Genomic DNA, 15,299 nt, shown 5'->3' with positions numbered 1-15,299 from the left:
ATTAGACCACCCTCGGTTCGGGGATCAGCGCGTTTTGGCGGAAACGGTTGAAATGAAGCGGTGATATATCGATCGTCGGTTTGTTTCCAATGATCGTATCCGCGATGGTTTCACCAATGGCTGGAGCCATCATGAAGCCGTGTCCGCTCATCCCGATCGCTTGATAGTACCCTGCCACTTCATCCACTCCTCCGAGAATAGCCTGATGGTCAGGGGTACTATCGTAGGTACCGTCCACATGCGTGCGGAACTCTACTTGTGCCAATGGCGGAAACAGTTCCATACCTACTTCAGCGGCTTTCATTTGATAATTGAAGCTATTGTACGGAGGCTTCATATCACTTCCCAAATAGCTGAGATAGATGGTTCCATCCGTCAGCTGTTTGGCCGCGAATCCACGCTCAAAGGATATCAGCAGCGGCTCCAAAATACGTTCTTCGATTCGATTGGTGTACAAAATTCGCCGAACCTCTGGTTGAATCGGGATATCCACCCCGATGGTCGCGGCAAGTTCTTTGGAGCCCAGCCCGGCGGCATTGACCACCATGCTGCAATCGATTCGTCCACGCGCCGTTTGCACCCCGACCACCCGATCGTTCTCTACTAGAATTTGCGGAACCTCATCCAGAATAAACCGAACCCCTCGCCGTTTAGCTGCGGCTGCGAAGCTATTCGTTACATGATAGGCATCATCTGCAAATCCATCTGTCGGGCAAAAGGACGCGGACAGAAAAGTTTCTGTGTCGACTCCCGGTACAATCTCTCTCACTTCATCCCGATTGATGAGCTTTGTCGGGATGCCCAGCTTGTTTTGCAGCTCGATGCTCGGTCGATAGTTTTGTTCTGCCTGCTCGCTGTGGAACAAGTACAGGTACCCCACCTGTCGGAACTTGATCTCATATTCCGGCTCCAGCTCATCGTTAATCCGCTGATAGAAGCTGGTAGCTGCCTTGGACATCAGGCAATTGATTTCCGTCCCCCATTGCTGCCGCACACCTCCAGGGCAAATCCCCGTAATCCCTGAGGAAATCCCACCCTTATCAATCACCACAATATCTGAATATCCTTTTTTGGATAAAAAATAGGCAATGGAGCAACCTATCACCCCTGCACCCACGATCACGATTTCCGCTTTATCTCGCATCATACTGCCTCCATTCCCTCGACATTATCGTAAATGACATGCGACGAGATGCTGATTTCCCACCTCTTTATGAGGCGGCTGAACTTCCTTGCAGATCGCTTGCGCTTCCGGACATCGGGAGTAAAAACGACAGCCCTGCGGCGGATCGACCGGACTCGTCAAATCACCTTTTAACAGGATTCGCTCCCGCTTGATTTCCGGGCTGGACGACGGAATCGCACTGATCAGCGCCCGCGAATACGGGTGCTGAGGATTCCGAAAAAATTCTTCCTTTTCCGAGATTTCGACGATTTGCCCTAGGTACATCACTGCAATCCGATTGGAAATATGTTTGACAACACTTAGATTGTGCGTGATGAACAGGTATGTCAGCCCGTACTTTTGCTGCAAATCCTGAAACAGATTGAGGACCTGAGCCTGAACAGAAACATCGAGCGCCGACACGGCTTCATCCATCACGATCAGCTTGGGTCTGACAGCCAAGGCCCGGGCAATCCCGATCCGCTGGCGTTGACCGCCAGAGAACTGGTGTGGAAAATGATTCAGGAAGTGCTTTCCTAAGCCCACCTCGTACAGCAGCTCTTCCATGAACGCATCTCGTTCTTTTTCGCTCACCACCTGATGCAGCTTAATCGCCTCGCCGATGATACTACGAATCGTCAGCCTGGGATTGAGCGAAGCATAAGGGTCCTGAAACACGATTTGCATGTCTTTTCGCTTTTCCTTGAGCGCTGTTTTTCCCATTCGGTACAAATCCTGCCCTTCGAGCAAAACCTCGCCCTGCGTCGCTTCGATCAGGCGGAGTATCGCTCTGCCCGTCGTCGATTTCCCGCAACCCGATTCGCCAACCAGCCCCAGCACTTCCCCTCTGGGTATCGAAAAACTGACGTCATCCACCGCTTTCAAATAGCTATTCGTCTTTGAAAACAAGCCCTTTTTGACAGGGAACCATTTGACGAGATTTTTCACCTCGAGAATGTTCTCTTTGTGCATCGGTAGCCTCTCTCCTTATCTGGGTGACGGTTCCCAACGCTCTGTGTATTTCCAGCAGCTGACCTGGCTGCCTTGATAGCCGATGAGCGGCGGTGCTTCCTCTTCACAGAGGGTTTGCTTTTCGTCGCATCTGGTGCAAAAACGACACCCTTTTGGCATCTGCTGCAGGGTGGGAACGACGCCCCTGATGACCTGGAGACGCTCCCTGGTCTGCTCCAGCGTCGGAATGGAATTCATCAGTCCCTGCGAGTAAGGATGCAGCGGTTCCCTGAAAAATCGCTTGACCTCGGCATACTCGACCACCTTGCCAGCGTACATGACCGCCACATGATCTGCCGCCTCCGCGATCACACCCAGATCGTGCGTAATCAAGAGAATGGACGTTTGCAGTCGTTCCTTTAAATCGAGCATCAAATCGAGAATTTGCGCCTGCGTCGTCACATCCAGCGCAGTCGTCGGCTCATCTGCGATCAACAGGTCAGGCTGACAGGATAAGGCCATAGCGATCATCACCCGCTGCCTCATCCCTCCGGAAAGCTGATGCGGATAGTCATCCACTCTTTTCTCCGGGGATGGGATGCCCACCAGACGTAGCATGTCGATCGTCTTTGCTCGCGCTACTTTTTTGTCCAGCTGCTGATGCAGGCGAAGCACCTCCATGATTTGCTCTCCCACGGAATAGACAGGATTTAACGAAGTCATCGGCTCTTGAAAAATCATCGAGATTTCATTGCCGCGAATGGCACGCATCTGTTCTTCGCCAAGCTGCAGCAGATTTTTGCCTTTGAACAGGATCTCGCCGCCTACAGCCTTTCCCGGAGTAGGGATCAGATTCATGACGGATAACGAGGTCAAGCTCTTGCCGCTTCCAGACTCGCCCACTACACCCAGGGTCTCCCCTTTTTTCAGCGTGAGACTGACCTTGTCTAAAGCAGGGAGAAATCCATCCTCTGTGAAAAAGCCTGTGCTCAGTTCTTTTATTTCCAGCAAATTGTCACTCACGCTACCACCCGCTTCCTTACAACCTAATCACTCGAGGAGTCCGCGTCAGCACCCGGCATCCATCTGCGGTCACCACGACCATATCTTCAATCCTGACACCGCCAACGTTTGGCACATACACCCCCGGTTCTACGGTAAACAGCATGCCAGGCTCGAGCCGGGCTGGGTTATCCATCACCACACGGGGGAATTCGTGAATATCCAAGCCAACTCCATGACCTAACCCCCGGAGGCTATAGCTTTCGAGATCTGCCGCTACCAAAACATCACGCGCCAGCTTATCCACCTCATGACAGGTGGAACCTGGCTTGATTCCAGCCACAGCCTGTTCCAAAGCCCGATGAACGCAATCGTATACGTTCTGCAACACAGGCTCCAGCTCGCCCACGATGATGGTCCGGGTTATATCGGATCGGTATCCCAGCCAGGTTGCCCCAAAGTCGATCACGATCAGATCGTTTTCCTGGATCTTGCGCTCTGTTGGCTTGGCATGAGGAAGCGCAGAGTTGGTGCCGGATGCGACAATGGTAGCGAACGCAGGTGCTTCACTTCCCAGCTTTCGCATGAGGATTTCCAGTTCGACGGCGATTTCTCGCTCGCTCACACCAGGTTGGATAAATGGGCATAGCTTTTCCAATGCGTCCTCGGCAATTTTCAAAGCTTTTTGGATGCCTCCCACCTCTTCATCCTCTTTTACCGAACGGAGCTGGATACAGATATCGACAAACGGTACCCAATCTATTCCGGGATTTCCGCTGCGAAGCGAGGAGATCTGAAAATCGGTGATTTCCTTGGACTCATAGCCGATGGAGGCAATCCCCAGCTTCCTGATCGCGTCCGAAATGACCGAAAATGGGTCCAGCCCGTGGATGATAACCTCCCAGCCTACCGCTTCCTGCCTCGCTTGCTCCGAGTAGCGCTGATCGGTGATGAGCACCGCATTCGTCGCTGTAATCAGCAGATAGCCGTTGCTTCCGGTAAAACCTGAAAAATAACGAAGATTATTAAGCGATGGGATGAAATAGGCGTCAACGCCCTTCTCCCTGATGGCGTCACGGATTTTTTCCAGTCTCTTCATACCCATTCTTCTTTCTTTCAAAAATTAGCAGGTCTCCCTCCCACTATTCGATCAGGAGGGAGCTGCTTCACCTTGCTTATTCGCTGACGGCCCAATCCTTCGCGTTGAACGTAGGACCTCGGAAATCAGGTTCAAAACCAACGAGTCTCTTGTTCGCCACATAGGGAGCTTCCTGCTCGTACAGCGGAATCCAAATCTCGTCCTCGGCCAGCTTTTTGCCTACTTCCCAGAAGATGCTCTTCCGTTTTTCCACATCGACTTCGGCGACTTGCTGCTCCAACAGCTGATCCACTTGAGGATCGGAATAGCTCACGAAATTGTAGCCATTTGGCGGCATGTATTTGCTGCCGAAGTAGCTGCGGTACTCATCTGGATCTGCTTCCACACCAAAGCCGAGAATGTAAGCATGATAATCATCGGCTGTTACCTTACGCTGTGTGCCATCCGCATTTTTCGGCAGTAGCTTGGTGACCAGTGTTGGGAAATCGAGCGCTCGCAGCTCCATGTTCACACCAATCTGCTCAAAATTTTGTTTGATCAGAGCAGCCGTTTTTTCCCGTTCTGTTTTCCCTGTCGGTACTTCCAGCGTAAAGGTCAGCTGCTTGCCTCCCTTTTCATACATGCCTTTTCCGTTCTTTGCATAGCCCGCTTCCTGCAGCAGGGCTTCCGCTTTGGCCGGATCAAAAGGATACTGAGGCAGGTTTGGATTATGGGACCAGTGATTGGACGGGAAGATATCGAATGAGACTTTGCCGTATTCACCCAAAATCGAGCCTACAATGGACGCCTTGTCGATTGCGTGAGCCAAGGCCAGACGCACTTTTTTATCCTGAAAATGCTCATTGAGCGCATTGAAGCCGATGTAGTACATGCTCAGCTGATTCGCGAGCTTCAAATCCGCGTAATCGAGTGTCTGAATACTCGGAATCTCGGCGATCGGCACAGGCGCCACATCTACCTCCCGATTGATGAAGGCAGCCAGCATGGTGTTGGTATCACCAAAGCGCGCAACGATTTTGTCCAGCTTGGGTGCTCCCTTGAAGTAGTCTTTGTTGGCTTTCAACTCAATGTACTGCCCGGATTCCCACTTGACGAACTGGAACGGTCCAGTACCAACAGGATTGCGGTTAAACTCGTGTTTCGCCCACTCCTTAGGCGACACGTCCTTCAGAAGATGCTCTGGCACGATCCCGATAAACAGACCTGAGATGAACGGTGCGAATTTATCGGTGGTCGTAAAGGAAATCGTGTTGTCGTCAATCACTTTGATTCCGGACACCTCTTGCGCTTTCCCGTCTCGCACTTCTTCCGCTCCGACGACAGGGGATACCCGCCAGTAACCGCCAGCATCATAATCTGGCTTAGCTAGCGAAGAAAAGGTAAAGGCAACATCTTTTGCGGTAAAAGGTGTTCCATCATGCCACTTCACGTTCTTTTGCAGATGAAACGTATACGTTTTGCCATCTTCGGATACGTCCCATTTCTCTGCCAGACTTCCAACCATTTTCAACTCTTTGTCGGGAATGACCAGCGAATCAAAAATCATATGTGTCACAAACGTATCGGATGACGTGGCCCAAATATGAGGATTGAGATTGCCTGGCTCACTTTCCGAGGCGATAGTAAGATTTCCGCCTTCTTTCGGCGCCGCTGTCTCCGTGGGACTGGCTGGAGTCTGTGTCTGTTGCTGTGGCTGTGGCTCTGGACTGGATGAAGAAGAGCAGCCAGTTATCGCGAAGAGGACTGCAGAAAGGAGAAGTGCTACAAAAGATCCTTTTTTCACCTGAAATACCCCCTAGTTTTTTGTCTTTGGATCAAGCGCATCGCGCAGTCCGTCCCCGACCAGATTGATCGAGAGGATCGTCAGTAAAATGGCAATTCCGGGTGGTGCCCAAATCCACGGCTTGAACTGAAGCACCATGATCGACGTCGCATCCTGCAGCATGTTCCCCCAGCTCGGGATCGGCTGCTGCACACCCACGCCCAAAAAGCTCAAGGCTGATTCTGTCAGAATGGCTTCTGCTGTTTGCAGGGTTGCCTGAACCGTGATGGGTGCCATGATGTTCGGCAAGACGTGTTTAAACACGATCACCAGATTGTTTTGTCCCAGTGCCCGTACTGCTTCCACGTACTCCATCTCCCGGATTCTCAGTACCTCTCCCCTCACCAAGCGCGTCATGGTCGTCCAGCTGACCAGACCAATGATGATCATGACATTGTAAATGCTTGGCGTCAGCATGGTGGAGACGGAGATCACAAGGAAGAGAACCGGAAAACAGATCACGATGTCTGTAACGCGCATGATGACGGCATCCACCCATTTTCCGTAGTACCCTGCCAGCAAGCCGAGGAGTACCCCAATTCCTGTGGAGATCGCGACTGCGACCAATGCGACGCTCAAGGAAATACGTCCACCGTAGATCAGCCTGCTGAGAATATCCCTCCCCAGGCTGTCCGTTCCCAGCCAATGCTCCCCGGAGGGCGGTGCCATCACATTGAGCATCCCCGTCTGATTTTTTACTGATGAATAAGGATCATAGGGAGAGATCAACGGCGCGAATACGGCAGTCAATACGAGCAGACAGAGGATCATGCCTCCGACCATCGCCAATCTGTTCTTTTTGAATCGTTTCCAGGCTTCCGCGACGATACTGTCTTTTTTCAGGGAAGAGATGGTTTCGTTTACCGCGGTGTTGCTTGCAAGATCTGCATGTTGGCTCATGTTCATCTCCCCTTACGAATATCGAATCCGCGGATCGGCCCAAGCGTAGGAAATATCGGCGATCAGATTGCCCGCCAGCACCAGAATCGAGGTGAACAGATTCAAGGCCATGATCACCGGATACTCACGGCCCACAATAGAGGATATCCCCAGGCTGCCCATCCCTGGCCAGTTAAAAATGTGCTCCGTTATATAGGCGCCGCCAAACAAAAACGGGATTGAAAGTCCAAAGATCGTAATAACGGGAATTAATGCATTACGCAGAGCATGCTTGAAGATGACCACGCTTTTGCTCAGACCTTTTGCGTGCGCCGTCCGGATGAAGTCCATCGAGAAGACCTCCAGCAGGCTGGATCTGGTAAATCGCATGACGACAGCAACAGTAGGCAGTGCCAAAACTGAGGCAGGTAAAATGATATGTTTGGCGTAGTCGATGTACAAGGCGAATCCGGTCAGATCTTTTCCGATCGTTTTCATCCCCGAGGTTGGGAACCACCCGAGCTTTAACGCAAAGAGGAAGATCAAGCCCAAACCGAAGAAAAACGACGGGATGGAAATGCCCACCAGAGACACTACCGTTAATACGTAATCAGGCGTTTTGTTGCGGTGCAGCGCAGAGTACACCCCCAGCGGAATGCCGATGACAAAGCTGAGCAGAAATGCCGTACAGGTGAGGAGCAGCGTCGCAGGCAGCCGCTCCAGTATCAATTGCGTCACAGGCTGACCTGTCTTGATCGTGTAGCCGAGATTGCCCTGCAAAATTTCTTTCAGCCAGTTGAAGTACTGGTAGATGACCGGCTTGTTGAAGCCCAGCTCCTCTTGCACCTTTTGCATCTCACTCAGCGGGATTTTCGGGTTGATCATGGTTTGCATGGGATTCCCCGGCGCCAGTTGCATGATGAAGAAGGTGAGCAAGGTAATCCCGATCAGGATGGGAACGGCCTGCAGCAGCCGACGAACAATATAGCTTCCCACGATGTAATCACCGCCTTTTTGCTTTTTTGTTTACTTTTTATGGAATGAGGATCAGTTCGTCCTGACGTTCAGTGAGGTATTCGATGCCCGCTTCGGTGACCAGGACATTTTCCTCAACGATGAAGGTCGGCCCGTCTTCTGGCAAAATCGTTGGCTCCAGCGTGAACACCATGCCTGGCTCCACCAATCCGTATGGCGCATGGCCGTAGCGCTCCCATCTCGGACCAAGCAGCGTTCCTCCGTCATGGACGTCGCGACCGATCTGATGACCAGTAGCATGAGTGATCTCCGGCATTCCTCTGTCCAGCAGCAGATTGCGTGCGACCAGATCGACCTCATAGCCCTGAACTCCTGGCTTCAAGGCTTCTCCTGCCGCAGTAATCGCTGCATGGGCCGCATCGAAGGCCGCCTGGATATGGGCTGGCGCTTTGGTCTCTCCCGGCTTGAGAAAGTAAACCGTCCGGGCGATATCAGAGACGTATCCCTCGACATCCACCGAAAAATCCATGATGACCAAATCCCCTGGAGCCACGATGGCTTCTCCCGGCGGTCGGTGAGCGATCCGCTCTTTCATAACGATTGGCATGGAAAGGGTACGGTCTACGCCATTGACCACCTCGCGCTTCTCCATTTCCTTGACGAACAGCTGCCCAATCTCGATCTCCGACATGCCTGCCCGCAATTGCGTAAAAATCTCGTCGTAAATCTCCTGCGTGACGACGATAGCTTGCTTGATTCTCTCGATCTCCAGTGGTGTCTTGATGCTGCGCAGCTTTTCCAGAAATCGTTCAGAAGAAGTGAATTCGCCGGAATAGCAATCCTTCAACACATTGCGCAGCCAGCGATAACGTCCGGTCGTCAAACCGTCCGCCAGATTTTCCTTGCGCGAGTAATTCAGCGCGATAGTCTTTGGCTGATGCTGCGTCACGAACTCTCGCAGAGTTTCACCCAATTCCGTCGAGTATTTGAGCACCTCATCAAACAAGCCTGACTCCTCGATATCCTGGGCATCGATCCTGCTGCACATCGCGTACTTTTTGCCGTCCTTGCAGATGAGAAACGCTGCCGGGCCTACGGACTTCACACCCGTAATCAAGGGCAGGCAGGGATCGCTGCCCTCGCTGGTCAGGATCAGCCACAGGTCGATATCACCCTCCTGCAAATAACGCACGGCTTGTTCCATTTTTTGTTGATGGATGACGTAGTTCATCGTCTTTCCCTCCCTTACGAATCCAAACAAATCTGTCGCAATGTTTCGGCAATCAATTTGGTGCCAAATAACAGAGAGCTGACTGTGATCGCTTCGTTGTGGTTATGTACTTTTCGCAACACATCTGCGAAGGGTAGCTGCGGCAGAAGCGGTGAAAACCCGTACACATCTGACCCTCTCGTCCCTAAAAAACGTCCGTCTGTTCTACCCAGAGCGAGAATCGGCAGCAGCGTGACGCCCGGATCATGCTCACGCAATCTGAACGCAAATGCCGTCACGAGTGCGGAATCCTCCAGCCTGCTTTCAAAGCCTGGTTCAAAGCTGTCGATCTGGTAGCTGATTCCAAATGCTGTGCACCATTTCTGGAGCAGCTCTTCCACGGCTGACTGGCTGACGTGAGGCAAAAGTCGAAATTCGATCTGTGCCTGAGCCTTGTAGGCAATAACATTGATCCGCTGCCCTACCTCAACGGAATTGACAGTGACGCTGTTTCGCAGCACATAGTGACGCAAATGCTGCAACGTGGGATCGCTTGCCATTCGCGATTCACCCATCGTTTCCAAAAATCGCTTGCCTACTCCTACAGCTTCTTCCGGGAACGTATGTGCGGTGATGTGCTCGATCGCTCTGGCCAGCTTTTCAATGGCCTGCCCTTCTGGTGGACAAGATGCGTGGCCGCCTTGCCCCGTGGCAAGAAGCGTAGCTTTGCATACTCCTTTTTCCCCGGCTGTGATGAGCATGTAGTCTTTGTCGCCGTCTGCCAGATAAAAGCCTCCGCCTTCGTTGATCACCCATCCTCCGGGAAACCACTCTGGATGCTCTCGAACGAGATATTCCATGCCCTTCCTGCTGCCTTGCTCTTCATCGGCAGTGGCGATGAAATACACATCCCGGTTCAGTGCCTTTGTCGTAGAAGCTCGCTTTAGCAGGATGAACGCCATCAGCTCCATAGCCACTAGATTTTTGGTATCCAGTGCTCCCCTTCCATAAATCCACCCCTCTTCTTCAACAGCGGCAAAAGGGGGATGCATCCAATCTTCTTCGGACGCTGGCACCACATCCAAGTGGCTGATCAGCAAGATCGGGGGTTCTTGGCTTTTGGCGCCCTTCAGCTTGGCGAGAAGATTGCCTCGTCCTGGCTCGCTTTCCACGATCGTGCTCTCGATCCCCTCGGCGCGCAGCACCTCGGCGATATAGCGCGCTGCTTCTGTCTCATTTCCAGCAGGGGCCGATGTGTTGATGCGGATCAGTTCTTTAAAATGCGCTACCGTTTTCCCTTCCAGCTCATTCGTCCACTCGATCGAAGACATGGTATCCTCCTAAGCTCCGCAAGCGATGGTCACCAGCTCCAGCTGCCTTTTGCTCAATACTTTCGCGCCTTCATCCGTGATGAGTACGTTTTCTTCCACGAGGATGCAGGGCAAACCATCGTCTTGAATCACCGTAGGCTCGATGGCGTAAATCTCTCCGATCTGCACGGTCCCTTCGACAGCTGGTCTTGGCGGTGTGCGGCGCGGCCCCAGCGTCGTTCCCCCGTCGTGTGTTTCTCTGCCTACCTGATGTCCTGTGGAATGACGAATCGTCGGGTAACCAGCCGCTTCGATCACCTGACGGGCTGCGGCATCTACCTCCCAGCCCTGCACGCCCGGCCGGATGAATTGAATGGCTTGTGTAATCGCGTCGATTGCGGTGCGGAACGCTCGCTGGATCCCTTCCGGCGCTTCTGTCTCGCCTGGCTTCAGCAAATACACCGTTCTGGCGATATCCGAGACATAGTCTTTCACCTTGAGCGAAAAGTCGATGATCACGATATCCCCCGGAATCGTCTTGTGGTCACCCGGCTTCCGATGGGCCAACCCATTTCGTACTGTACAAACGAGCGGTGGATCATGAGGATTGCCCAAACCATTGGAGAGGCCGCGCTTTTTCATCCCTTGCACGAACAGCTCGCCGATTTCTATTTCTGTCATACCGCACTTGATTTGGGAAAATACTTCTTCGTATATCTCGATGGTAGCGTCCACTGCTTCCTGCATGCAGGTGATCTCGGCTGGAGACTTCACGCTTCGCAGCTCCTTCAGGATCGCTTCGCTCGACACCTCGATTGCCTGCAAGCGCTCTTGGCCAAGCAGCTCCTCCAGCCACAGATATAATCCAAGCGTCAAGCCGTCGCACAAATGATCGTGGTTGGAAATATTGAGCGCCAGCTTTTGTGGGGCCAGCTTTTCCAGCTCCTGCAAAAAAACTTCATCCAGACTGGAGTAATACGGAATCACCTCCGCGAACAAACCGGTTCCCTCGTAATTTCCTTTGTCACTCACCGTTGCAATGACCTTGTGCTGACCAGTCCGGTTGATAAAGATCGCAGCGGTATGAAACGAACGGATGCCAAACAATAGCGGCATGCATGGGTCCGAGCCTTCTCTCGTCAGCACCAGCCAGGAATCCACCCCCGCCTTTTCCAGCAGGGTCACGGCATGGTCCAATTTTTCCTTGGCAATCTGATATTTTTCCTGCACCTGATTACTCCCCTTCCGCCATGAATTGGCCAATCGCTTCGTATAAAATCTTGACTCCAAACACCAGTGAGTCCAGCGGGATGCGTTCGTTTACTCCATGTACCAGCGGAAGCACCTTTTCAAACGTGACATCGGGAAGCATGGGAGAAAAACCGAACACGCGAGAGCGGTAAGGCAAAAGATGACGGCCGTCGCTGCTGCCCGTTGCGATGAACGGCACTACTTTGCTGCCCGCAATCTCCGCACGTACCTTTCGATCAAACCAATCAAACAACGGACCTTCAAAATCCGTCTCGTACCCTTGGGCAAAGCTCTCAATCTGCCAGGTCACAGGCAGGTCCAGCACCAATTGCGCCAGCTTCTTCTCGACCATTTCTCTCGTAACTCCCGGCAGTAGACGGCAATCCACACAGATGACGGTTTCGCCTTGTGGCTGCCGAGCCAGCCTGCCCCCCTTCCAGATGGTGGGTGCCATTGTGTTTTCGGTCATGGCGCGCAGAACATTATCCATGAATGGACTGACATGCGGCTGCAAGAGGCGCAGCTTCTCTGCCAGTGGGGTTGAGCTTGCCTCTCCAAGCTGACAGCTTTGCAGCAATGCATCCAGGAGGTAACGCGTGGTCTTCGGTGTCTCCTCCGCCCAGCGGAATTGCGTGATCCGCCGCACCAGCTTGGCTGCAGCATGCATCGGGCGATTGTCTACGTAGTACGGAGTCGACTGACTTTTTTCCACATGGAACGTGATTTGGCAGATTCCTTTTTGTCCTGTCTCACACAGATAGTGAGGAATCCCGTTTACCAAGATGGGGAAACCGCCACCTTCGCTGATGACATGCTTGTTGCGGAAGAGTTCACCGTGTGTTTTCAGCAGTTCGAGAAGGCCATAGGTGCTGCCGCTTTCTTCGTCTGCTGTGGCGACCAGCAGGATGTCTTTTGGGAAGGTACGATTTTCCCGCTTCAACAGGATCAGCGCCATCAGCTCCATGATGGTCAGCTGTTTGGTGTCAATCGTTCCGCGTCCCCAGAGGACATCATCCACGATCTCGCCGGAAAAGGGCCCATGCTCCCAGTCATGTTCATCAGCACCAACCACGTCCAGGTGCGAAAGCAGAAGCAGTGAGCTGCTTTCCGGGGCTTCTAGTGCCTGAGCCGCACTCTGTTGATAGGAGATGAGCAGATTGCCTCTCCCCTCGGCTGTTTCTTGGATCTCGGCATGAAGACCGTTCTCACGGGCGAGCTCTGCCAGATAACGGGCTGCTTCCAGCTCATTGCCTGGTGGATTCGTTGTATTGATTTGGATCAGCTTCTGCAAATACGTGGCTGCCTCGGTTTTTACGAGGTTCCATTGAATCGACATGGAATCATTCCTTTGTTGGTGCTTGAGCAGTATTTCTGTCTTTACTTTCTGAAATGTTTTAATTTTTCACAATCTTATCATGGGTGGGAAAAAGGGATGGGTAAAATATTTTACAAATATGAAAAAAGAGGGCTGAATGGTCTGCCCTATTGGAAACACCAAAAAGACCGCTGGACATGCGGTCTTCATCGGAAATCATTCTCGACATTCTTTTGATTTTGCATCTGGAGAAACATCTCTATCTTTTCTTACACGACCATGCTCGCTGTGGTAAATTATGGAGTAACACCTGCTTGCCTGTATGCGACAGTAGGGGCTATATTCACATAGAAACATACTACAAAATTGATTAGGAGAGAGAACGTTCCTGGCAACTGTTTCTCCAAAATACCAAATGAAAAAGAGTCATATTTTCTTATTCATAGGCCTATTATTGGTTATTCTGTCTGCCTCACGCATGGTGTGGATGGAATTGTTTCGTGAACAAAAACAAGTCTCGATTCAGAATGGACAATTAGATTTGCGGGGTTGGAATCCAGAAGACGGTGACATTCTCTTACTTGATGGGGAATGGGAGTTTTATCCCTCACAATGGTTGATGGGTGGACAACAACAAGGTACAGGCGAGGAGGCTCCAAAGCTTATACAGGTTCCAGGAGGATGGAATGAAGAATTGCATGCAGAAAAGTCAACACCGTATGGATTTGCTTCCTATCGCCTGCGTCTGTATGTAAATCCGGAGATGGACCTGAATTATAGTATTCGTGTGCCAAGTGTGCGCTCTTCCTCAGAGTTATATGTGAATGGCCGACTGCTTGCCCAATCCGGACGAGTGGCGCAATCGAAGGATGATTATATCGCGAAGAACCTGCCTTATTCTACAACCTTTACGGCCGACGAAAACGGCGTCATCGAGCTGGTCATTCAGGCGGCCAATTATATGGATAGTCGAAGCAGCGGCATTATTCGCTCGATCAAATTCGGTTCAGAAGAAGCCATTGCAAAGGAAATGAAAATCTCCATCTCCATGCAGCTTCTGGCGGTCATTATATTTCTCATGCATGCTGCCTATTCGCTTATTTTGTTTTTACTAGGGAATCGAGAAAAGAAGCTGCTCTATTTTTCTTTGCTGACGCTATGTACAGCCCTTTCGAATATATTAAGTATGGATGAGAAGCTGTTTCATCTCCTGTTTTACATCGGCTATGATTGGGATTTTCGGCTATCCAATGCAGCTCTCATTATTGGCTGCTTTGCTCTGATGGAGTGTACCGACCATCGTGAACTCCCTTATTGGAGCAGGATCTATCCGATTTACAAGACAATGAATTTGGGGACTGCTGGCATTACGTTGTTTTTAGCGACTGATCAGGTCATCATGCTTTTTCCGGTGTATTTTCTATTGGTTAGTGTGGCAACAGGTATCACCATCATCGCCATCATAAAAAAAATATTGAAGGATATTAAAAGCCACCTGCTGCTGCTCTTTTCCATACTTGCGCTGATCCACCATTTAATCTGGTCGTTAAGCTGGCGGGAAATCGGAGTGAGCGTTGTCCACTACCCTTTTGATCTGATTATTGCGATGGGGTGTTTTGTCTCTGTATGGTTTCATGAATATTTCAACATGCATACGAACACAAAGAATCTTGCTGCAACTCTGCAAAGAATGAATGACCATAAGGATCAATTTTTGGCAAACACTTCCCATGAATTCAAAAATCCGCTTCACGGCATTCTGAACCTGTCACAATCTGTTTTGAAAAGGGAGCGACATTTGTTGCAGGAAAGGAGTATCAAAGAGCTTGAAACGATATTATCTGTCGGACGTCGGCTGACATTGATACTCAATGATTTGATCGATGTAAAGAGCTTGCGTGAAGGCAATCCTCGTCTACAGAAAAAAGCCCTTTTGATTCAGCCAATCGTGACCGGAGTAATCGACATGCTGCAATTCAATGCAGAGGTGAAGGCTGTCAAAATTGAAAACCATATTCCTGAAGATTTTCCTTCTGTAATGGCAGATGAAAATCGGGTCATTCAAGTGCTTTTCAATTTGCTTCATAATGGAATCAATTTCATAATTGCTCATCTTAAAAATATACAGACTGCCCCAATCTCTTCTTTATCCTTTTTTAAAAACTAAGCCGCGACTGGCTTCTTGTTTTCCAGTGCGTTACGAATCCGATCAGTGGCTAATTTAGCGGCATTATAAACAAGAGTTACCAAATCAAAATGAACTTTGGCCCTCTTCCCTGTGCGATAGCGTACGTTGTTCAGTTGGAAAAATTCTTTCAAA

Annotated in this window: 11 protein-coding genes and 2 pseudogenes; 1 reads left to right on the top strand and 12 read right to left on the bottom strand. The window is 51.0% G+C overall.

All coding sequences use genetic code 11. The annotated features are described in order from the left end of the window. Position 1: 1 nt before the first annotated feature. The 11 genes from EDM52_RS20005 to EDM52_RS19955 all read right to left on the bottom strand — a co-directional run bounded on the left by EDM52_RS20005 (position 2) and on the right by EDM52_RS19955 (position 13,000). Entirely contained in the window at positions 2-1,144 is a 1,143-nt protein-coding gene (locus EDM52_RS20005) for an NAD(P)/FAD-dependent oxidoreductase (protein ID WP_183185224.1), read from the bottom strand. Positions 1,145-1,168: 24 nt separating this feature from the next. Continuing rightward, positions 1,169-2,137, bottom strand: a complete 969-nt coding sequence (locus tag EDM52_RS20000; RefSeq protein ID WP_122910715.1) for an ABC transporter ATP-binding protein — start codon at positions 2,135-2,137, stop codon at positions 1,169-1,171. 15 nt (positions 2,138-2,152) lie between these two features. Then, positions 2,153-3,139, bottom strand: a complete 987-nt coding sequence (locus tag EDM52_RS19995; RefSeq protein ID WP_122910714.1) for an ABC transporter ATP-binding protein — start codon at positions 3,137-3,139, stop codon at positions 2,153-2,155. A gap of 16 nt (positions 3,140-3,155) precedes the next feature. After that, the gene (locus EDM52_RS19990) at positions 3,156-4,217 is read right to left on the bottom strand and encodes a M24 family metallopeptidase (RefSeq protein ID WP_183185222.1); all 1,062 of its coding nucleotides are present in this window, start codon (positions 4,215-4,217) and stop codon (positions 3,156-3,158) included. Positions 4,218-4,293: 76 nt separating this feature from the next. Further along, positions 4,294-6,000: an ABC transporter substrate-binding protein gene (locus EDM52_RS19985; RefSeq protein WP_122910712.1), complete on the bottom strand. Its 1,707-nt coding sequence runs from the start codon at positions 5,998-6,000 to the stop codon at positions 4,294-4,296. Positions 6,001-6,012: 12 nt separating this feature from the next. Continuing rightward, positions 6,013-6,939: an oligopeptide ABC transporter permease gene (gene opp4C / locus EDM52_RS19980; protein WP_183185220.1), complete on the bottom strand. Its 927-nt coding sequence runs from the start codon at positions 6,937-6,939 to the stop codon at positions 6,013-6,015. A gap of 12 nt (positions 6,940-6,951) precedes the next feature. Then, positions 6,952-7,914, bottom strand: coding sequence for an ABC transporter permease (locus tag EDM52_RS19975; RefSeq protein ID WP_122910711.1), 963 nt, complete (start codon positions 7,912-7,914; stop codon positions 6,952-6,954). A 37-nt stretch (positions 7,915-7,951) separates the two neighbouring features. Continuing rightward, positions 7,952-9,124: a M24 family metallopeptidase gene (locus EDM52_RS19970; RefSeq protein ID WP_122910710.1), complete on the bottom strand. Its 1,173-nt coding sequence runs from the start codon at positions 9,122-9,124 to the stop codon at positions 7,952-7,954. A 14-nt stretch (positions 9,125-9,138) separates the two neighbouring features. Continuing rightward, a complete protein-coding gene (locus EDM52_RS19965) occupies positions 9,139-10,434 on the bottom strand; it encodes a M20/M25/M40 family metallo-hydrolase (protein WP_122910709.1) in 1,296 nt (431 codons plus the stop codon). Positions 10,435-10,443: 9 nt separating this feature from the next. After that, positions 10,444-11,643 (bottom strand): M24 family metallopeptidase, encoded by a 1,200-nt coding sequence (locus EDM52_RS19960; RefSeq protein ID WP_122910708.1) that lies wholly within the window; start codon positions 11,641-11,643, stop codon positions 10,444-10,446. Between the two features lie 4 nt (positions 11,644-11,647). Then, the gene (locus tag EDM52_RS19955) at positions 11,648-13,000 is read right to left on the bottom strand and encodes a M20/M25/M40 family metallo-hydrolase (protein ID WP_122910707.1); all 1,353 of its coding nucleotides are present in this window, start codon (positions 12,998-13,000) and stop codon (positions 11,648-11,650) included. A gap of 367 nt (positions 13,001-13,367) precedes the next feature. On the opposite strand from EDM52_RS19955, the pseudogene EDM52_RS19950 reads away from it, so the two are divergent. Further along, positions 13,368-15,080 (top strand): annotated as a pseudogene (locus EDM52_RS19950) (sensor histidine kinase); the annotation flags it as partial. 62 nt (positions 15,081-15,142) lie between these two features. Here EDM52_RS19950 and EDM52_RS19945 read toward each other — a convergent pair. Then, positions 15,143-15,299: pseudogene (locus tag EDM52_RS19945) on the bottom strand (IS5/IS1182 family transposase); the annotation flags it as partial.

This window comes from Brevibacillus invocatus, from assembly GCF_003710915.1.
In the GTDB taxonomy this organism is placed as follows: Bacteria; Bacillota; Bacilli; order Brevibacillales; family Brevibacillaceae; genus Brevibacillus; species Brevibacillus invocatus.
The sequence above is the reverse complement of the archived record's forward strand: the minus strand, read 5'-3'. Positions and strand labels throughout refer to the sequence as shown.